The organism is Nostoc sp., assembly GCF_036919675.1.
In the GTDB taxonomy this organism is placed as follows: Bacteria; Cyanobacteriota; Cyanobacteriia; order Cyanobacteriales; family Nostocaceae; genus Nostoc.
In genome coordinates this window covers 72,936-92,482 of record NZ_JBALCP010000054.1, presented here as the reverse complement: position 1 = coordinate 92,482, position 19,547 = coordinate 72,936, and the positions used below count along the sequence as shown (strand labels likewise).

Annotated in this window: 18 protein-coding genes; 9 read left to right on the top strand and 9 right to left on the bottom strand. The window is 43.8% G+C overall.

The window, feature by feature from the left end; translation table 11 throughout:
* The first annotated feature begins 179 nt into the window (after positions 1–179).
* From devC to V7K49_RS10565, 4 genes are all read left to right on the top strand, one after another.
* A complete protein-coding gene (devC, locus tag V7K49_RS10580; RefSeq protein ID WP_335205491.1) occupies positions 180–1,352 on the top strand; it encodes an ABC transporter permease DevC in 1,173 nt (390 codons plus the stop codon).
* 65 nt (positions 1,353–1,417) lie between these two features.
* The gene (locus V7K49_RS10575) at positions 1,418–2,110 is read left to right on the top strand and encodes a DevA family ABC transporter ATP-binding protein (RefSeq protein WP_334871752.1); all 693 of its coding nucleotides are present in this window, start codon (positions 1,418–1,420) and stop codon (positions 2,108–2,110) included.
* A 631-nt stretch (positions 2,111–2,741) separates the two neighbouring features.
* The gene (locus tag V7K49_RS10570; RefSeq protein WP_335205488.1) at positions 2,742–3,677 is read left to right on the top strand and encodes a M23 family metallopeptidase; all 936 of its coding nucleotides are present in this window, start codon (positions 2,742–2,744) and stop codon (positions 3,675–3,677) included.
* 121 nt (positions 3,678–3,798) lie between these two features.
* Complete coding sequence (locus V7K49_RS10565) at positions 3,799–4,338, top strand: late competence development ComFB family protein (RefSeq protein ID WP_298921257.1); 540 nt, start codon at positions 3,799–3,801, stop codon at positions 4,336–4,338.
* A gap of 62 nt (positions 4,339–4,400) precedes the next feature.
* Here the strand turns inward: V7K49_RS10565 and V7K49_RS10560 are convergent, their stop codons facing one another.
* Positions 4,401–5,378: a L,D-transpeptidase gene (locus tag V7K49_RS10560; RefSeq protein ID WP_442948662.1), complete on the bottom strand. Its 978-nt coding sequence runs from the start codon at positions 5,376–5,378 to the stop codon at positions 4,401–4,403.
* A gap of 273 nt (positions 5,379–5,651) precedes the next feature.
* Between V7K49_RS10560 and V7K49_RS10555 the strand changes: the two genes are divergently transcribed.
* The 3 genes from V7K49_RS10555 (at position 5,652) to V7K49_RS10545 (ending at position 7,600) form a co-directional block, all read left to right on the top strand.
* Positions 5,652–5,804 (top strand): hypothetical protein, encoded by a 153-nt coding sequence (locus tag V7K49_RS10555; RefSeq protein WP_335067224.1) that lies wholly within the window; start codon positions 5,652–5,654, stop codon positions 5,802–5,804.
* A 368-nt stretch (positions 5,805–6,172) separates the two neighbouring features.
* Positions 6,173–6,829, top strand: a complete 657-nt coding sequence (locus tag V7K49_RS10550) for a sigma-70 family RNA polymerase sigma factor (protein ID WP_273768177.1) — start codon at positions 6,173–6,175, stop codon at positions 6,827–6,829.
* Between the two features lie 156 nt (positions 6,830–6,985).
* A complete protein-coding gene (locus V7K49_RS10545) occupies positions 6,986–7,600 on the top strand; it encodes an anti-sigma factor family protein (RefSeq protein WP_335205486.1) in 615 nt (204 codons plus the stop codon).
* A 16-nt stretch (positions 7,601–7,616) separates the two neighbouring features.
* Here V7K49_RS10545 and V7K49_RS10540 read toward each other — a convergent pair whose 3' ends face one another.
* Positions 7,617–8,072 carry a gamma-glutamylcyclotransferase family protein gene (locus tag V7K49_RS10540; RefSeq protein WP_334871747.1) on the bottom strand — a complete coding sequence of 152 codons (456 nt, stop codon included), beginning with the start codon at positions 8,070–8,072 and terminating at the stop codon, positions 7,617–7,619.
* A 171-nt stretch (positions 8,073–8,243) separates the two neighbouring features.
* Between V7K49_RS10540 and leuS the strand changes: the two genes are divergently transcribed.
* A complete protein-coding gene (gene leuS, locus V7K49_RS10535) occupies positions 8,244–10,862 on the top strand; it encodes a leucine--tRNA ligase (protein WP_335205490.1) in 2,619 nt (872 codons plus the stop codon).
* 48 nt (positions 10,863–10,910) lie between these two features.
* On the opposite strand, the gene V7K49_RS10530 is transcribed toward leuS, so the two are convergent.
* Together V7K49_RS10530 and V7K49_RS10525 are read right to left on the bottom strand one after the other, a co-directional pair.
* Positions 10,911–11,477 (bottom strand): hypothetical protein, encoded by a 567-nt coding sequence (locus V7K49_RS10530; RefSeq protein ID WP_335205485.1) that lies wholly within the window; start codon positions 11,475–11,477, stop codon positions 10,911–10,913.
* A 781-nt stretch (positions 11,478–12,258) separates the two neighbouring features.
* Entirely contained in the window at positions 12,259–12,546 is a 288-nt protein-coding gene (locus V7K49_RS10525; RefSeq protein ID WP_335205484.1) for a hypothetical protein, read from the bottom strand.
* 600 nt (positions 12,547–13,146) lie between these two features.
* On the opposite strand from V7K49_RS10525, the gene V7K49_RS10520 reads away from it, so the two are divergent.
* Positions 13,147–14,301 carry a pyridoxal-phosphate-dependent aminotransferase family protein gene (locus V7K49_RS10520; protein ID WP_335205483.1) on the top strand — a complete coding sequence of 385 codons (1,155 nt, stop codon included), beginning with the start codon at positions 13,147–13,149 and terminating at the stop codon, positions 14,299–14,301.
* 780 nt (positions 14,302–15,081) lie between these two features.
* Here the strand turns inward: V7K49_RS10520 and V7K49_RS10515 are convergent.
* The 5 genes from V7K49_RS10515 to V7K49_RS10495 form a co-directional block, all read right to left on the bottom strand.
* On the bottom strand, positions 15,082–15,309 hold the full coding sequence (locus tag V7K49_RS10515) for a DUF2949 domain-containing protein (RefSeq protein WP_323199555.1): 228 nt from the start codon (positions 15,307–15,309) through the stop codon (positions 15,082–15,084).
* Between the two features lie 509 nt (positions 15,310–15,818).
* Entirely contained in the window at positions 15,819–16,325 is a 507-nt protein-coding gene (locus V7K49_RS10510) for a DUF192 domain-containing protein (protein WP_334871744.1), read from the bottom strand.
* A 163-nt stretch (positions 16,326–16,488) separates the two neighbouring features.
* The gene (nblR, locus tag V7K49_RS10505; RefSeq protein ID WP_273768161.1) at positions 16,489–17,175 is read right to left on the bottom strand and encodes a response regulator transcription factor NblR; all 687 of its coding nucleotides are present in this window, start codon (positions 17,173–17,175) and stop codon (positions 16,489–16,491) included.
* Positions 17,176–17,495: 320 nt separating this feature from the next.
* Positions 17,496–18,413 carry an NAD(+) kinase gene (locus V7K49_RS10500; RefSeq protein WP_334871742.1) on the bottom strand — a complete coding sequence of 306 codons (918 nt, stop codon included), beginning with the start codon at positions 18,411–18,413 and terminating at the stop codon, positions 17,496–17,498.
* A gap of 130 nt (positions 18,414–18,543) precedes the next feature.
* Entirely contained in the window at positions 18,544–19,542 is a 999-nt protein-coding gene (locus V7K49_RS10495) for an SDR family oxidoreductase (protein WP_335205482.1), read from the bottom strand.
* Positions 19,543–19,547: the final 5 nt, after the last annotated feature.

Here is a 19,547-nt window from a genome sequence, read left to right as displayed (position 1 = left end):
TTGAGGTGGATGAACGAGTCTTTGAGGTGGATGAACGAGTCTTTGAGGTGGATGAACGAGTCTTTGAGGTGGATGAACGAGTCTTTGAGGTGGATGAACGAGTCTTTGAGGTGGATAAATCCAGTTTTAACTCTCCCCTACTCCCCTCTCCCCTGCCCCCTGCCCTCCACTTAATTATGATGGGATTAATTAAACAACTGCGACGGCGAACCCCTCTAGGATGGCTGCAACTGAATTATGAAAAAAGCCGTTTGTTAGTGGCATTGTCAGGCATTGCCTTTGCGGATCTTCTCATGTTCATGCAGCTAGGCTTTCAGACTGCGCTGTATGACAGTAACACTAGACTGCATCGCAGTTTGCAAGCAGACATTGTTTTAACCAGTCCCCAAGCCCGTAACTTGCCAAGCTTGTCTACATTTTCTCGTCGGCGACTTTATCAAGCAATGGATATACCAGGGGTGAAGTCGGCAGAACCAATGTATTTCAACAACACAATCTGGAAGAATCCCCAAACACATCGTGAGACGGGGGTGTTAGTTATTGGCTTTAACCCAGACAAGCCAGCCTTTGACTTAGCGGATGTTAACCAGCAATTGCAGAAAATTAAGCTGCCAGATACCGTTTTGTTTGATCGTGGTGCAAGAGGAGATTATCAAAAAGCGATCGCTCAAATTGACCAAGGTAAAACCCTAACCACGGAAATAGAACGGCGCACAATTACCATTAGCGGCTTATTCCGAGTCGGGGCTTCCTTTGGCGCAGATGGCAACCTGATTACCAGCGATCAAAACTTTTTGCGGCTATATTCCGGGCGACAGTCCAGCAGTGTCAGTCTAGGTTTGATTGTTCTTAAACCAGGCTATAACCCGAAAAAGGTGGCAGCAACATTGAAAGCCTACCTGAGAGATGATGTCAGAGTCTTAACCCATGCCGAATTTATTGAATTTGAGAACAGCTTCTGGAGAACAAATTCCCCAATTGGATTTATTTTCAGCCTGGGTGTATCGATGGGGTTTGTGGTGGGCGTGATTATCGTCTATCAAGTCCTCTCCACGGATGTTAATGCCCATGTTCGGGAATACGCCACCTTCAAAGCAATGGGATATCGCAATTATTACCTGCTAGGTGTGGTGCTTGAAGAATCGTTGATATTGGCAGCACTGGGCTTCTTCCCCGGATTGGGAGTGTCCTTAGCACTTTACCAACTGACTCGCACAGCTACAAATTTGCCCATGTACATGACTGTGATTCGGGCATTGCAAGTATTAGTGCTGACTATCATTATGTGTGCAATTTCTGGTGCGATCGCCACCCGCAAACTCCAAGCCACCGACCCCGCTGATATGTTTTAAAAATGGGCATGGGGCATTGGAATAATTAACAATCCAAAATCCAAAATCCAAAATCCAAAATTGTTATGCTTCCCGTCATTTCCATCCATAATCTCGACCACTACTTTGGTCACGGCTCACTCCGGAAGCAAGTTCTATCTAACATCAACTTAGAGATTAACGCCGGTGAAATTATTATTATGACCGGGCCCTCTGGTTCTGGAAAGACTACCTTGCTGACCTTAGTCGGTGGGTTACGTTCTACCCAATCTGGTAGTTTGCAGGTGTTGAGACGTGAACTTTGTGGTGCTAGTGCAGAAGAACTAGTGCAGGCGCGACGCCGTAACGGTTATATTTTCCAAGCACATAACTTGCATGGTAGTTTAACGGCATTGCAAAACGTCAAAATGGCTTTGGAATTGCACAAACATCTTGGGTTAAAAATGATGCTAGCTAAGTCAGCCCAGATGCTAGAGCAGGTAGGATTAGGAAATCACCTGCATTACTATCCTGATAAACTGTCTGGGGGACAAAAACAAAGAGTAGCGATCGCTCGCGCCTTGGTCAGTCATCCTCAAATTATCTTAGCGGATGAACCCACCGCCGCCCTTGACAGTCAATCAGGACGAGATGTAGTCAATCTCATGCAAAAACTGGCAAAAGAACAAGGCTGTACCATCTTGATGGTTACTCATGACAACCGCATCCTAGACATTGCTGATCGCATCGTTCACATGGAAGATGGTAAGCTCAAGTCAAAATTAAAACTATTAGCTTAGAGGATGAGTCCTCTCCCAAAGGGAAACGATGCCGCGCAACGAGCGTCACCCGTTCGCCCTTGGCGTTCCCGCAGGGTAGGGCGGTTCGTTTAATAAAAATTAAGTGCATCTTCATAGCGAATTGGTATAAGTTCTGGAATAATCCAGGCAAAGATCGTTGAAGCAGGAATTATGCCACTTCAAGTGGTGTGAGATTTAAAAGCGTTCATTACTCAAGCTCAGGACTCGTAACATCGAGCTTTTTACTCCATTATTCCAGATCAGAACTCGAAACGAGGAAATTTTAGGTAAAATCGCTGCTATTTTACACCCTATCTCAAAACAATTAAAAAATGTTATAAGTATATAAACGGTAATTAGGGTAGGCAAACTGACGCCACAGTATACTAATTAAGTTTTAAGATCATTGACAATGTAATACACCTTGGTTATTAAAGTTAATATCAATTCATTAAATTACAGTTACAAATCATTCTCCCTTGTCTCCTACCCCTGCCCCTGTGCTTTCCATAAGTCCCTAGACGATTTCCCAACATTTGTGGTTTTCAACAACATTTGCTTCAAACAGGAAACACTAGTAGAAATAAGCTAGTCTATTTTCCAATCTAAGCAAGGTATTTTTTATAGCTCTATGATTACTGAGAATCGCGCTAATAATTCAAACAATAAGTTGCTCGGTTTTGATGTCAAAAGTTTGACACCTAATCGCCGTGCAATAAATGTGTTAAAGGGAATATTTGCTGTTCTCCCTCTCACCTTGGCATTGCCTGTAGATGCTTTACAAGTAAAAGTGACTCCAACTAATCCTAAATTAGGAGATACGCTCTCAGTGGAGATTAATCTAGATCATCAAGAGAATGGTACAAATCCAACAGTAGCTAGTGGTAATAATACATACCCAGTCTTTAAAATTGCCCCCAATCAGTATCGGGCTTTTGTTCCCACAACTCCACTAGAAAAAGCTGGAACTAGACCACTTAGGGTTGCAGCCGATGGTCAGGTGCAAAACTTGGCAGTGAATGTGCTAAATCGTAAATTTCCTATACAGCGCATAACTTTGCCACCTGGCAAAGCCGGAGTCGATGCCACAGAATATGAACTAAAACGGGTGGCAGCTTTCAAGGCACTACAAACACCACAAAAGTATTGGAATGGAGCATTTCTGAAGCCCAATGCTGGGCGGATGAGTACAAACTATGGTGTACGCCGCTACTATAATGGTACATTTGCAAAAGACTACTATCATCGTGGTCTTGACTACGCTGGTGCTACCGGTTCACCCGTGATTGCCCCAGCCGCTGGGCGAGTTGCTTTGGTAGGTAGGGTATCGCAAGGGTTTCGGGTTCACGGTAACGTAGTTGGCATTGACCACGGTCAAGGAGTAATCAGTATTTTCATGCACCTGAGTCGTATTAACGTTAAAGAAGGTGATTTTGTGAAAGCTGGTCAACTAATTGGCGCAGTGGGTTCCACAGGTGCTGCTACGGGCCCACATTTACACTGGGGTCTATATGTCAACGGACAATCTGTTGATCCAACACCTTGGCGAACTAAGGTTGTTAACTAGTAGAGGCGGAATTGATCGCGTCTGTGCATAATTTGTGTTTTTTTTGCTGAGAATTAGGCAAAAGAAATTGGATTGATACCGTCCCTACCTTGCTTGGCTAACATAAATGATGATCAGCGTTATGAGTATCGAAAAAATTGTAGAACAAGCTCTCCAGGATGGTTATTTAACACCAGCAATGGAAGCAGAAGTCGGTAGAATCTGTGACAATGCCTCGGAACTCTCAATTGAAGAGTATATGGCACTCGATCGGCTGATGGGAGCACTATTGACTGGTGAGGTAGTGGCGGTACCTCGGAAACAATTCATTAACGTCATGGAAGAATTGGTACTGACCGAAGCGATCGCCCGAGTTGCAGAAATTGAAGCCACCAGCGAAAGTTCTCTAGATGTCGGCGATATTGCTGCTTACGCTCTCAATCGGCTACCACCTTTGTATGCTACTACAGAAGAAGGTGCTACCTTCCAGCGCCAAACGGCTCGGGCACAACTGCAAGAATTAATTTCTCAGCAAGTAAGTGAGGCAATTAACCGTTACCTTGATCGACCCCATTTCTTCCCAGAACGGCAAGCCTTAGGTAAAAACACTGGCAATGAGGTTGTACGCCAAGTTAGTGCTTTACTCCAGACATACGCACCTAACTTTGAGCAAAAATTATAACTTTAAGAGTCATTAGTCATTTGTCAGGAGTTTTAGACAAAAGACAAAGGACTCTTAATTAATCATTCACGCACTAACACTGTTGTCCCTAAACTCACTTGCTCATACAACAATCGGACATCAGAATTACGCATCCTTAGGCAGCCGTGGGATACAGCCGTTCCTACCAGGCCAATATCCGGTGTGCCATGAAAGCCAATTTCATTCCTTCCATCTGACCAAAAACCAATCCATCTGTCTCCCAAGGGACTATCCGTACCAGCCTGAAATACTTTACCAGTGATCGGGTGACGCCAGATTGGATAATGTCGCATGTGGATCACCTGGAAAGAACCTGTAGGCGTTTCCCAACCTTTCTTACCTACAGCAATTGGGTAGCTGGCTATGACCTCATCTCCTGCGTATACATAGGTGCGGCGATCGCTTAAATCAACCATTACTTGCGTCTTGGCATCAGCCAGCCTATTAGATGGTATTTGTTGGGCTGAAGCCTGAGACCATAGAGCTTTTGGCCAACTATCCGCAACTGGATTTTGTCTTTCTGCTTGCGCCACCAGCCGCGTCTTAGTTGGTAGGTCGGTTGCTTCAGCTAGATTATTCTGAATTATTTGGGGCTGAGTTTGAGGTTTAATAGCAGCAGACCTGAGTGTAGGCGTCCTCCGAACAATTGTGTGTGTATCAGTTGCTTTCGCTACATTATTCTTAATTATTTTCGACTGAGTTTGAGGCTTAATAGCAGAGGACTTTGGTGTAAACGCCCTCTGAGGAGTCAAGCCTTGGGTAACTTCACCAACTGGCACAGGTGCACCCAGCGCAATTTCCCCTAAACTCACTTGTGAAACATTCTTGTAGACTTTCTCTGGGCGGCTTCCCTTAGGATTGGTTAGGGTAGAATCTCGCCGCATCGAAGTAGATGCAGACTTCTCAGACTGCCCTTGGGCCGTAGTAATGCGCCAATGGACAGCTAAAGATAAAAATGCTGTGCCAAAACAGAGCAACATTACCATCCGCCCTACAGATTCGTTTCTTACCATTGCCATCGCCTATTGTTTATCCCTGACATATCCAGCCGAGCAATTGGATGTGTTCATCATCCGATTATCAAAAATTTATCAATACTTATCATTTCCGATATAAATCTGCCAACACCTATGGGCAAACTAAGACTATGCAAATTGTCCCAGCAGCAAAACTCCAAGTGACCAACCTCATTCCTCCAAAGTTCTGGGGGTTGTAAGCCAATACTCGGACTTTCTGGTGGAACTTTTGAAATGTAGCAATCAATCATTAATGGTGTAGGTGGGAGAAAAACCATGTTTGAAAAACTATTGCTAGCAGTCACAATTACATTTTCCCTCAATTTCTTTTTTCAAGTTCGCGTACCAGAGCAACAAAACTCTGGTGCTACCTACGGTTCACAACCAGAACAATCAGCAACTATTCTGGTAATAAAATCAAAAAAATAAATCACCATTATAGTAACCACAGCAACCCAACTTCCAGAAATTATTGCCTGAATTTTAAAGGTATCAAGAAGTTAGAATTACAAAATTTTTATCTTCATCCTTATAACTAGATTTAATTATTTTTATCAAGCGTATATACCCAGTTGCTAAAATTACAAAAATGTGCATATTGCTGCGCCTTTGTTAGTTGATGGGTGCAAGGGCAACTATGCGAACAGTATAAGGAAAAAGTGGCTCTCTTTATTGCTATAAATGTATCCAAAATTGTATGCTTCAGTGTTCCAGTCATAAATCCGTCACCTTAGCATGGAACTTCTGTCCCATTAGCAGGTCTAATAGATAGGGATGATTTAGAGCCAGTACGATCTATGAGTCAGTCGATTACTGTATCCTGGTCAACGGTTGATGCAAAGTATCCAGAAGCATCAGTGCAAGTTGACAAACTCCCTAATCACGATTTAATTTTGCGCTGTCAAGCGGGACTGCGACCAGATCGTGCTGCGTTTGCAGAACTATTACGCCGCTATCAAAGTCAAGTTGATAAAGTTCTATACCACCTGGCTCCAGATTGGGCTGACAGAGCCGATTTGGCTCAAGAAGTTTGGATTCGAGTCTATCGGAATATTAACCGATTACAAGAGCCTGCTAAATTTCGGGGCTGGTTAAGCCGCATTGCCACCAACTTGTTTTACGATGAGTTGCGTAAACGCAAACGGGTTATGAGTCCTTTGTCACTGGATGCTCCCCGCTTGTTAGAGGACGGTGAGATGGATTGGGAAATCGCCGGCGATACCCCAGGTCCTGAAGAAGAACTGACAACTAGAGAATTTTACGAGCAACTGCGGGAAGCGATCGCGGATTTACCAGAAGTCTTTCGTACTACTATTGTCCTCAGAGAAATCGAAGGCATGGCATACGAAGAAATTGCCGAAATCACTGGAGTTTCATTAGGAACTGTGAAGTCAAGAATTGCCAGAGCTAGATCGAGGCTGCAAGCTCACTTGCAGAATTATCTAGACTCCTAATTTACAGCATCTAGCCTCTGCCCAATGGCAGAATTTAAGTATTGATTAAGAATTATCACAAAGATGTAGATTGCCTCTGCCCTTAGGAGGAAAATTGGCTAATTTTTCCGAATTTCCGTCCAGTTTACCCGTGTTTGAATTGGTAATAATGTTAAGATGACTACTGATTCTCAGTTTTACGACCGTTCTCCTTTGCAACTTCCTCAAGATTTGTCAGATGGAATGGCCAAGCATACCAATGAATCAACGGGTCTTATGGATATGGTGAAGCGCGATCGCTTCGAGTTATTGAGTGCTTATCTCGATGGTGAAGTCACAGCCCCAGAACGCAGGCAAGTAGAAGAATGGCTGGCAAATGATGCCTCAGTTCAATGCTTGTATGCCCGACTCTTAAAGCTGCGCCAAGGCTTGCGGACTCTCCCAGTGCCAACAGCCCAACAGTCACCAGAAGCAACAGTTCAGCAAGTATTGACACGTTTGCGCCGCCGTTCCCGTTTAAACTGGATGGTGGGAGGTGCAGCCATTGCGGCTTGTGTAATCGGTGCAGTATCTGGCTTAGTATCTGGTGGTTCGAGTCCGCGGCAACTGGCACAACGACCAGAAATAGAACCGATACAAACGTCCTCAGCGTCTATGGTTCCACTTTCCCCGCTGATGGTGGGACTAAATAACCCGGTAATTGAAATTCCTAAAGCAGCAGTAGCTTCTCCAGAAAATCCAATCTATCCGGTACAGCCGCAACGGCACGACTCTAAACAGGATATAAACTAATCGCAAAGTTAACAGTTCACAGATCATAACTGTACTTTGCTGTTAAACCACAGCCTGTCCACCAGCCGTCAGGTTGGAGGAATCCTCCTAATTGGTTAACTTGGTCTAGAGTCATCAAATAAACCCAAGCCCAACCCAGAGAGAGCGACTGTGGCTGATAAACCTCGATAATTTGTCGATTATAGAGGTTTTCTGGTGGTTGTCTAGTGGGCTGGTAATTTTCCAGCACATCTAGCTTATTTAAAATCCTTGGGTTAGAAAAAGAAAGTAAATATCCGTAAACTTGGGTATTCCCTAGTGTCATCGCTGGGTAGCCCATTGGCAGAGCAAACAATTTACCTTGTACAAAAGCTCTTTTAACATCTATTATCTTGTCAGCACAGTATTTTTTATAGTTAGCTTCACCTGGTTTGAGTGTGCCGTAGACAAAAACCCGCACCAAATCGGAAAATTGTATATTTGATTCAACCATCTAACCCTTCATCAAATGACTCTTGCTATACCTGAAACACTAGCAGTTCGGGCATAATCAGGCTGATGCTCAATTATATAAATCTGTGAGTAGTTGACCTACAATATAGGTTAACCTAGCAGGTTGACATAGCAGGTTAACCTAGACAGACCCAGTAGGAGAATTTTTTTGGTGGATTCCCGATATAACCCAGCAGCGATTGAGGAAAAATGGCAAAAAACATGGGTAGAACTTGGCTTAAATCAAACACCTACAGCTAGCAACAAGCCAAAATTTTACGCTTTATCCATGTTCCCTTATCCATCGGGCAGCCTACACATGGGTCACGTCCGTAATTATACGATTACCGATGTGATTGCCCGTCTCAAGCGAATGCAAGGGTATCGGGTAATACACCCAATGGGTTGGGATGCCTTTGGGTTGCCGGCAGAAAATGCCGCCATTGACCGTGGTGTGCCGCCAGCAAAGTGGACTTATCAGAATATTGCTCAGATGCGGCAGCAATTGCAGCGTCTTGGTTTATCCATCGACTGGGAATGTGAACTTGCTACCTGTTCACCGGATTATTACAAGTGGACGCAATGGATTTTCTTGCAGTTTTTGCAAGCTGGGTTAGCTTACCAAAAAGAAGCAGCGGTAAACTGGGACCCCATTGACCAAACTGTACTGGCAAATGAGCAAGTTGATAACGAAGGGCGTTCCTGGCGCAGTGGGGCAATAGTTGAGCGCAAATTATTGCGGCAGTGGTTTTTTAAGATTACTGACTACGCCGAAGAATTGCTGAATGACTTAGATAAATTGACAGGTTGGCCGGAACGCGTCAAGTTGATGCAGGCAAACTGGATTGGTAAATCTACAGGCGCTTACTTAGAATTTCCGATCATTGGGATAGATGAAAAAATCGGCGTGTACACCACACGTCCAGATACCGTTTATGGTGTCAGCTACTTAGTGTTAGCACCAGAACATCCCTTAACAAAGCGCGTCACCACAAAAGAACAACAAGCAGCGGTAGAAGCCTTTATTAAAGAGGTTTCCAATCAAAGTGAGTTGGAACGGACTGCTGAAGACAAACCTAAGCGGGGTATCCCCACAGGTGGGGTGGCAATTAACCCGTTTACAGCAGAAGAAGTGCCCATTTGGATTGCTGACTATGTACTGTATGAGTATGGTACTGGGGCAGTGATGGGAGTACCAGCACACGATGTCCGGGATTTTAAGTTTGCCAAAAATTACGATTTGCCGATTGATTTTGTTATAGCTTCCCCAGATGATGTTGCAGGTTTTGACTTAAGTCCAACATCAGAGATTGATGAAGTCACACAACTGATCCAAATTGAATATAACCAGGCATACACTGAACCAGGAATTTTAATTAATTCTGGGCCTTTTACTGGTATGGCTTCCGCAGATGCTAAACAAGCCATAATTGGATACGCCGAACAACAAGGTTTTGGTAAAATGCGGGTGCAATATCGCTTGCGGGATTGGTTAATTTCGCGGCAGCGTTACTGGGGCGCACCAATACCTGTAATTCACTGTCCCAAATGTGGGATAGTGCCAGTGCCTGATAAAGATTTGCCAGTTCAGTTGCCAGAAGAGGTGGAATTTTCTGGACGTGGCGGTTCACCTTTAAGTCAGTTAGAAAGCTGGGTAAATGTGCCTTGTCCAACTTGTGGCACTCCGGCGAAGCGCGAAACTGACACGATGGATACTTTTATTGATTCGTCGTGGTATTTCTTGCGCTTCCCTGACGCTAAGAATGAACAACAAGTTTTCGATTCCAGTAAAATTAACGACTGGATGCCAGTGGAGCAGTACGTAGGTGGGATTGAACACGCGATTTTACATTTGTTGTATTCGCGGTTCTTTACTAAGGTGCTGCGGGACAGAGGTTTGTTAAACTTTGATGAACCCTTCCAACGCCTTTTAACTCAAGGTATGGTACAGGGTTTAACTTACCTAAATCCCAACAAGGGCGGTAAAGATAAATGGATTCCTTCTAATCTGGTCAATTCTGCCGACCCCCGTGACCCCGATACAGGCGAACCATTACAACGTCTCTACGCCACAATGTCTAAGTCAAAGGGTAACGGTGTAGCGCCAGAAGATGTAATTTCCAAATACGGTGTAGATACAGCACGGATGTTCATCTTGTTCAAAGCACCGCCAGAAAAAGACCTGGAATGGGATGAAGCCGATGTGGAAGGACAATTCCGCTTTTTAAATCGGGTTTGGCGTTTGGTGACAGATTATGTTGCGGCTGGGGTATCCTGTAAGCAAGCCCAATCTGATTTAACTAAGGCAGAAAAGGAATTGCGGCGGGCGATTCATACAGCTATTCAAGCGGTGACAGAAGATGTGGAAGGTGAATATCAATTCAACACAGCTATTTCAGAATTGATGAAGTTGAGTAATGCCCTAACTGATGCCAGCGGCAAAAATTCACCAATTTACGCAGAAGGTATTCAGAATTTGGTGCTATTGCTAGCACCATTTGCACCACACATTGCTGATGAATTATGGCATTTATTGGGTGAAACTGATTCAGTTCACACTCAAACTTGGCCATCTTTTGACCCGGCTGCTTTGGTAGCTGATGAAATCACTTTAGTGATTCAGATTAATGGCAAAACTCGCGGCACAATTCAAGTGCCAGCGCAAGCAGATAAGGCAGCGCAAGAGAAGTACGCCCGTGAATCAGAAGTTGCCCAGCGTAACCTTGAGGGTAAAGAGATTAAAAAGGTGATTGTGGTGCCTGGAAAGTTAGTGAATTTTGTAGTCAGCTAAGAGTAGAGGGAAGAGAACACGGTAGGCGTTCATGCTGACCAACCATTGCTAAATCACATCTGAATTCATAATCTCTGTACTCCTATTTTTTAATGCCTGATTGCGATACCAAGCGGGGAACCGTATCGTCATCAAGATGGCGATCGCAACCAGGACAATGTGTAGAATTGTAGAAACGTTGAGCGGCAGCAGCCAACTGATCAATGCACTCAGCGCGAAGGCAATCCCCCAAGTCAGGGTAAGAATCTGATTCACGCGAATAAAAATAGGACTATTCCAATGTTCTTGAGTAATTTGCTCACGGGCATACTGAATCGTAAATGGGATACCCACGAGTAAGGAGCCAATCGTAATTACCGCCAAGGCACCGTCGGCAAAAAGTCCTGGATGTTGCGTAATGAAAGGATGCCGCAAGTAAACACCCACAACTAGAACGAAGGCAAAAAAGACAACCGTACACCAATCTAAAATGAAGCCTTTACGTAAATTTTCACGTCCAAGAATGAACGTCAGGACGAGTGCAATAATTGCCCCGTGGAGGATACCACTCTCCCCTCTGTTTGCCAACACAGAATAAATGATCCAGGGTAAGAACCCTAAGATAACTCTTTTCATCGTGTTTGTTCTTCCTAATGCCTGAGCAATGGACTTTGTATATTGAGAGAGTGGCAGACCGAATTTGATCTATCCCGACATCTCCCCAGAATCTGCTAAACGTTAGTCTCAGACGGAGAGTACACATTCCTAAATCGTACTAAATCATTTCTTGCCCGTTTCGTACAAGTGCTACTAAATCGATTTCTAAATCAATTTTGCGACCATTGCCTTGGCGGTTATCGTAAGGATTTAAATCGTGTTTGGCGTTGTGGTGATCAAGTCTGTAGAATTTCTTTAATTGTGGCAGGCTTGCTACCTGTGAGACATTGGATAGCAGTCTGATTAATATACCTACTGTTGTTATTGTGCATTTCCAGAGCGTATATAGCGCGTCTTGCTAGTTTATCTGCTCTGCCTAGATGAGTCTTATAGGAGTCACTTTTTAATTCTTCTGTAGGGATGTTAAAGCCATGAAGCATCTGTTGCAAGAAGTTTTGTAACAGTAGTTTCTTTCTCTGGTATATGTGTATTTAATAACATCTATATGATCGTCCAGAGAGTAGGACTGTTTGATTTATACACGAAAAAGCGCTTGAGAGTTTTGCTCACTCAAGCGCTTTCCCGTAAAAGCTTATACCAACTCACTCGTTTGATGTAACATTTGAAATCTGCAACACTCCCTTGACAGGGAGTATTGCGGGGATAACTTGTGACAAACATGTGGTGAAATGGTATCACTCCTTGCACTAACTAAGAATATCTCTTTTGCAAGAAAACCGGGGATCTGGTGAGTGACAGTTTATGAACTGACACTAGTTAAAAACGACTCACCATGAATGGTAACTAACAAGACTAAGCACAATTGTACAATTGTAGCAATTTTGTAAGTATAGTATAAAAATTTATAGTTTCTTCGCGTAGGCGTAGCCCGCAGTAGGCATCGCTTACCACTGAGTGCCGGTTCACAATGTGCAGCATTTGGTAGCATAAATATCTCAACTTCTGCGGCAAATGAATCGCCATCGAGTAAGCCAGAGAAGTCTTGGATATTAGCATCGAAGCGATTTGGACTCAAATAAATCGTCACCTCCTCTATAGATGGAGGTATTCTTTAGAGAATGGCAATTCAATAACAAATCTTCGACCCAAGCAGATTGAAAAATTTGGGTTAGGTATTTTCTATCTCTTAGCAAACGGTGACATCCTAGTCTTCCGCATAGTGTAGGAGGTTACTTCCTTCGTTGAAGCAAAACATAGCTTTTTCACCGACAATTGCCGCGATATTCAAAACGATTTTGCGTGTTTCAATAAAAACAACACAGGCGGATTATAGGTAAGATTTAAGAATTTTTCATACCTGTGCCTAAAATTGTAAAAGTCTAGATAGACGCTTCGCCCTTGGCTAAAATAGCCACTCCCCTACAAACTAGACGCCTTAACCTGGCATCTAGGTGTGTGGTAAAATTGCCTGGAACAGAGGTTTCATCTGAGTTGGAGTCTCATATAAATTGCAAAGGTCAAACTTACCGATCAATAACTCCCACGATACTTTTTCTATGGATTCGGAAAATATACAACAAGACTGGTGACAAACTGAGTGTAATTTGTAAATGAATATCTAGAATTTGCTACCAGACTTAACCAACTTCCCACAATTTTGACTTCTATTTAACTTTAGGATAGACACATGAACGATAAGCTGATGCTGATGATTCCTGGCCCAACCCCGGTGCCAGAAGCTGCCTTACTGGCATTAGCCAAGCATCCGATTGGGCACCGCACCAGTGAATTTAGCAAGATATTGGCAGAGGTGACGGAAAATCTCAAATGGCTGCACCAAACTAAAAGTGATGTGCTGACGCTGAATGTCAGTGGTACAGGTGCTGTAGAAGCTGGAATAATTAATTTTCTCTCTCCAGGCGATCGCATTTTAGTTGGCTCTAATGGTAAATTTGGCGAACGTTGGGTAGAAATCGGTCAAGCCTACGGTTTGAATGTAGAAGAAGTTAAGGTTGAATGGGGAAAACCCTTAGTTCCAGAGGTATTTGCCGAAAAACTCCAAGCAGATACCCAAAAGCAAATCAAAGCCGTAATCATTACCCACAGCGAAACCTCGACGGGTGTGTTGAATGACCTAGAAACCATTAACCGCCATGTCAAAGAACACGGTGAAGCTTTAATTATCGTTGATGCCGTGACTAGCTTGGGTGCGTTCAATCTACCTGTAGATGCTTGGGGTTTGGATATAGTCGCCTCCGGTTCCCAAAAAGGTTATATGATTCCACCGGGATTAGGTTTTGTCTCTGTCAGCCCCAAAGCTTGGGAAGCTTACAAAACTGCGAAGCTACCGAAATATTACTTGGATTTAGGCAAATATCGGAAAGCCACAGCCAAAAATACAACTCCATTTACTCCGCCTGTAAACTTGATCGTAGCGCTGCACACCACGTTGCGAATTATGAAAGAGGAAGGCTTGGAGTCAATATTTGCTCGACACGAACGGCTCAAGAATGCTACCCGCGCCGCCATTCAAGGGTTAAATTTACCTCTGCTTGCAGCAGATAGTTCCGCCAGTCCGGCGATTACGGCTGTAGCACCGCAGGGAATTGAACCGGATAAGATTCGGTCATTGATGAAAAAACGTTTTGATATTGCCCTAGCAGGCGGTCAAGACCATTTGAGTAACAAAATTTTCCGCATTGGTCACTTGGGTTTTGTGAGCGATCGCGATATCCTTAGCTGTATAGCATCCTTAGAAGTTACCCTAAGAGAACTTGGCTACGAAGACTTCACCCCTGGATCTGGTATAGCGGCAGCAGTTAGAGTATTTAGTCAGTCCTGAGTACTGAGCACTAAATCAAAAGAGCGAGTTAAATTATCAACTCGCTCTTTTGATTTGGATGTAAATGAGTAGAAACCGCCACAGTCAATAGACCTATGTATCAAATTTTACACAGGGTAGAGCTGATCTAACAAGCTTTAATTCTCTTAGATGATACCAACTTGCCCTAGATAGTATTATTTACTCCGGAGACAGTCGCACAGCGTATTTGAGACTAAACAATACTAACTTTGGTAACTTAGTATGATCCTAAATTGGCATAAATGCATAAATAGCATTGTTTGAGATTCCGGTAACAGCCTTTTGGTAGAGACTTTTAATCCCTGATGCTCGATAGCACAGCATTAGAGAGTCCGCAAGCGTTTGACTCGTTCTAAGCGAACGCGAACAGCGTCTCGTATAGAAGCCATGCCGTTGGCGTATCCCTACGGGGAAGCAAGCTACGCGGAGCGTGTCGCAGACAAGCCTCTCGTTCACGTAGCCTCTCCCTTTGGGAGAAGAGAAGGCTTTACGCTACGTTATGTGCGGTATCGTCTCACGCCACTTGACGCCAGTCCGCTCAAGTCGGCAGACCCGCCCATACGGCTGGCTCCTCTACTTGGGGAAACCCCTTTGAGCGAGCGTCTCCCCTTCTCCCAAGGGAGACGCTCGCGCCTGCCGTAAGATGCCCGAACGCAAGAGTGTCTCCTGTCTTGAGAAGGGCTGTAGCGAGAAAACTGCGCTGCTTCACCAAAATTCAAAATTCAAAATTCAAAATTCAAAATTCAAAATTGGTATGATCTACGCTGTCTCCAGCCAATCATAAATTTGGTCTAACTGCTCTAGAGTAATTAACCCATACTGCCAAAGAATCATTGCCAAAGGGCCTGGATCTTGCTCTCGATGCCGAAGCGCCACCGCCAGCGATGCTGTGGAAATTGCCAAATCTTCTTGCAAAAAATGAATAAGTCGAGAATATTTTGATGGTGACATTTGTATCTCACCTCCTTGTGCAGAATGTATTGTCATATATTCAGTTCACCATTGCTCGGTAGCCAGTAGCCAATATTTCATCTGTCACTGTGCCGTTATCGGCTATACACCCCAACACAGTTTTTTAATCTGCCTTAAAGAAAGGCTTTTCATAGAGGGTCTGAGAAATAGAAATTTCCGTACAAATCATCTGCTCGATTCTCAAGCGGTATTTTTACCTAGTTAAATTGACTCAATCTTGTTTACTTTTATGCTTTATTTAATTACACATCTAGTAACAAAGATTCCATAGCCTATATTCTCTTATTGGCGACTATTTACATTTACGCCGAAGGGAATATTTTGCAACCAAACCTTAAAACTGCGATTTGAGCTTGGAGACAGTAGAATTTTACATTATTATCACAGTTTTTAAATAGTAGCGTTACAGATGACTGTTTTACCACAATACGTGACATTTTTTACAAAAAAAATATATATTTCGATAGTATCGGCTCTGAACAGAGCAACCACCAAAATCTTTATCCTCACAAAGCGCCGGAGTTTCAAAACTCAATTTTGACAATATCGCCCACTTTCAACTTCAATTCGGCAGCTCTTCCAGAGCGAAGTTCAATCACCTTATCGATTGGTGTATTGGGGCCATAGGTAGGACAAGGCTCACTTGCACAAGGAGGTGCAGCAGCCTGAATATATTTAACTACACCCTTATGTAGAAATACCATATCCAAAGCCACAGGTACATTCTTCATCCAGAAACTGACTGGTTGTGCTGAAGGGAACCCAAACAGCATCCCTCGGTTATCTGGCAAAGCTGGTCGATACATCAATCCCTTCGCTTGCTGTTCTGACGTCTGCGCCACTTCTAGCTGAATCGTTGTGCCATTAGGAACAATGGCTTTTGCAGAAATTGGTAGTGTTTGACCTAAACTCTCTGGTGCTGGATTTTGAGAACCAGACGTAAGGGTGGGAGGTTTAGCTGTTGTTGGCACAGAACAGCCGATCAGAAAAATACTCAGTAACATCGAGAGCAAACCTAGCCAACGAGTCATAATTCTTTTTGATTTTGTAATTTAGATTTCAATTTTACAGTGTTGTAGGCAGAAACCGTTGGGGTGGGAGGCAGCAGCCCCCAAATGTGTATTCCCAGTCTGAGACTGGGAATGAGGCAACGAATCCCCTTGTTAAAGATAGGCAAACTTCCACCACAGCGTACTAGGATTCTCTTAAAACGTACCCTACGCCTCGCACTGTCTGAATAAGGCGCTTTTGACCTTCATCTTCAATTTTTAGGCGCAAGTAGCGGATGTACACTTCAATTACATTTGACTCACCGAGAAAGTCGTAACCCCAAACATTTTCTAAAATTTGTTCGCGGGTTAACACCTCACGAGGATGTTCCATTAAGAATTTTAATAATTCAAATTCCTTCATTGTCAAGTCAATTGCCCGTCCGCTGTGTATGGCACGGCGAGTTGCGATGTCTAAAATCAGATCCCCAAAGCGTAATTGCTCCGTGGTATCCAAATCAGGTTTTAAGTAGAGGCGAATTAACTTTAAAAAGTCTTCTGAGCGGTAAGGCTTGAGGATATAATCATCGGCTCCAGCTTCTAGACAAGCTACACGATCATCGACTGTATCCCTTGCCATTAAAATCAATACAGGCGATCGCATACCAGTGCTTCTCAGATTTTTGCACAATGAGAGTCCTGATTCGCCTGCTAGCATCCGGTCTAAAACAATTAAAGCAGGCTGGCGATCGCGGCAGTGTTGCAAACCACTCGTTGCATCATGAGCCAAAATTGATTCATAGCCGGCTTCTTGCAAATCGCAAGAAAGCTGATTTGCTAGGCTCTCATCGGTTTCAATCACCAAAACACAGGGACTTTGAGCAACTGTCATAACAATTTAGGATATTGGATTTGGGATTGTAAATATATTCCAGTGAAAATCTTTACATCAGTTAGAAGTGCAATTACGAGTTTGTAGTGATGGAGCAATCCTGATTTGACACGTGGCTAAGGATCTTTTAGCACGTTCAGGTGTCAGCCATTGAATTCTCGGATGCAATCTTAATAACTAACTCCAAATACCATCTCCATACCAGTAATTCTGGAAGGAAATCAGCAAATTGAGCATCGGGCATGGGAGCAGAGGAACAGAGGGAAAGAATTTTCTGTTTGCTTCCTCGCTTCTTTAACAATGCCCTGCTTGGCCAATAACTAAGGTAATTCTACCGAAGTTGGTTTTGCGATATGTGGCAAACCCCAACCTAATTTTTCTCGTAAAATTCGGAAAAACTCAGGCGGTTGCAGGCGAATAAATCTGGCACTATATTGCGATCGCTCCATATATACTCTATCTTCTGGTAGGATATAGCACCCGCCATTACCATCCACCACCATCACCAGTCGAGGAATATTGACTGGATAGATGTTGACAGATTCAGTATCTGGAAATACCAATGCTCTAGAAGCTAGGGAATGGGGACAAATGGGTACTAGCTGTAAAGCAGGTACGCCAGGAGTCACCACTGGGCCACCAGCACTCAATGAGTAAGCTGTAGAACCAGTAGGCGTAGAAACAATCACACCATCCGCCGCAATATCTACTGGCGCATGACGCCCGATGGCAATTTCAAAATGGCACATAGAGGTCAAAGGTTCCCGATGCAGCACCATTTCATTCAAGCAGAGGGCTTCCCATAGCACTGAATCTCCCCGAAACACTTTGACAGTGAGCATGGCTCGTTCTTCAATTTCATACTCACCCGCCATCAACTGTTCTAGTGCTTGGGGCAATTGATTCAGGAAGGTTTCCGTCAAAAATCCCATGTGGCCGGTATTCACTGTTAGTAGTGGGATACCACAGGGGGCTACCTGACGAGATGCTGCTAAAACAGTGCCGTCTCCCCCTAACACCACTGCAAACTCCATATCTGAGTCAAAACCAGGGGGTGTCAGACCGTCAATGGGGGTGTGGCAAACAGGACTATCCGGGTTAGAGTAGCCCAGTATGCCACCGATACTCGATGTGATACATACATTCCAACCGGCTGCGGTTAGCTTGTCTTTCAACTCGATAGCGATACGACTCGCTATCGGTTTAACGTCATTGTAGATAATGCCTGCTTTCGGCACACTCAAATATCCAAGTTTAGGCGATGCTCTGTATTATGTAATCCTTACACATTTTTGACCATGTAGTCATTAATCTAGAGTCAAATATCCAGAGTCTAGAGTTTTACGACTAATGTCTGTTTTTTAATGACTATTGACTATTGACTTTTGAAGACTGTTTAAAAGGAGTTTTTTTAGGTTTCTGCTTTTTGGTTTTATTTTTCTGGTAGTCTAACTCCTTGAGCTTCTTCATAATTCGGCTGAAGTACTCTTGTAGATAGCTTTCTAGCGTTGTGGTTTGTTGCTGATCTAAGCCAAAAACTGTATATACTTCATCCATTGGAGCATTTAACTCTTTACCACTAGCCAAGACTTCTGTAAACGCTAGCCTATCTGCTACGTTCCATCCCCATTGAAAGAACCGCATTAAGCCCCGCACAGTACGCAGCAAGTTTATTGGCATCCGCGTTACCCTGGCATCTTTTCCAGATAAGCGTTCGCACAGGTTGATGATTTCCTCTGCACTCCATGCACGAGTACCGACTACAGGAAAAGCTTGGTTTTCCGTTTCGGGCAGACTCAATGCTCGAATAGCAAACTTAGCAATGTCTTGAGTGTCCATATAGGCGATGGGAGAAGAATTACCAGTCACCCAAACTGGTTGTGCTTCCAAAATCGGAATCCCATACTGACTGATTAATCCTTGCATAAACCCAGCTAGCCGCAAGATGGTGTAATTCAAGCCAGACTCAGCCAGGAAGAGTTCTGTACATCGCTTAATTTCCATTAGCGGCACTTCTGGGTATTTATCAGCATCTAAAATCGAAAAGAAGATAAAACGCTCTACACCCGCTGCTTTTGCAGCTTGAATCAATGCTACTTTGCCGTCCCAGTCTACTTGTTTAATACTCAGTGAATCTGTAGGGCGAGATGTTGACGCATCAATAACTTGGGTTACACCTGACAATGCTTCCGCTAGACTTTCGGGGTAACGCAAATTTCCCGGTACGAGTTCTGCACCCCATTCTTTGAGAAAAGCTGCTTTTTTACTGCTCCGAACAAGACAACGTACTTTATATCCCTCATCGATTGCACGACGAGCCACTTGTCTTCCTAAGGTGCCAGTGGCACCGACAATTAATAATGTCATGAGGG

What these genes read in the sequence shown, in the direction of transcription:
- V7K49_RS10545 (WP_335205486.1), top strand. Translation starts at nt 6,986, where the DNA reads ATGACTACTGATTCTCAGTTTTACGACCGTTCTCCTTTGCAACTTCCT.
- devC (WP_335205491.1), top strand. Translation starts at nt 180, where the DNA reads ATGGGATTAATTAAACAACTGCGACGGCGAACCCCTCTAGGATGGCTG.
- V7K49_RS10565 (WP_298921257.1), top strand. Translation starts at nt 3,799, where the DNA reads ATGAGTATCGAAAAAATTGTAGAACAAGCTCTCCAGGATGGTTATTTA.
- V7K49_RS10515 (WP_323199555.1), bottom strand. Translation starts at nt 15,309, where the DNA reads ATGACAATACATTCTGCACAAGGAGGTGAGATACAAATGTCACCATCA.
- V7K49_RS10550 (WP_273768177.1), top strand. Translation starts at nt 6,173, where the DNA reads ATGAGTCAGTCGATTACTGTATCCTGGTCAACGGTTGATGCAAAGTAT.
- nblR (WP_273768161.1), bottom strand. Translation starts at nt 17,175, where the DNA reads ATGACAGTTGCTCAAAGTCCCTGTGTTTTGGTGATTGAAACCGATGAG.
- V7K49_RS10540 (WP_334871747.1), bottom strand. Translation starts at nt 8,072, where the DNA reads ATGGTTGAATCAAATATACAATTTTCCGATTTGGTGCGGGTTTTTGTC.
- V7K49_RS10530 (WP_335205485.1), bottom strand. Translation starts at nt 11,477, where the DNA reads ATGAAAAGAGTTATCTTAGGGTTCTTACCCTGGATCATTTATTCTGTG.
- V7K49_RS10520 (WP_335205483.1), top strand. Translation starts at nt 13,147, where the DNA reads ATGAACGATAAGCTGATGCTGATGATTCCTGGCCCAACCCCGGTGCCA.
- V7K49_RS10570 (WP_335205488.1), top strand. Translation starts at nt 2,742, where the DNA reads ATGATTACTGAGAATCGCGCTAATAATTCAAACAATAAGTTGCTCGGT.
- V7K49_RS10510 (WP_334871744.1), bottom strand. Translation starts at nt 16,325, where the DNA reads ATGACTCGTTGGCTAGGTTTGCTCTCGATGTTACTGAGTATTTTTCTG.
- V7K49_RS10555 (WP_335067224.1), top strand. Translation starts at nt 5,652, where the DNA reads ATGTTTGAAAAACTATTGCTAGCAGTCACAATTACATTTTCCCTCAAT.
- V7K49_RS10575 (WP_334871752.1), top strand. Translation starts at nt 1,418, where the DNA reads ATGCTTCCCGTCATTTCCATCCATAATCTCGACCACTACTTTGGTCAC.
- V7K49_RS10560 (WP_442948662.1), bottom strand. Translation starts at nt 5,378, where the DNA reads ATGGCAATGGTAAGAAACGAATCTGTAGGGCGGATGGTAATGTTGCTC.
- V7K49_RS10495 (WP_335205482.1), bottom strand. Translation starts at nt 19,542, where the DNA reads ATGACATTATTAATTGTCGGTGCCACTGGCACCTTAGGAAGACAAGTG.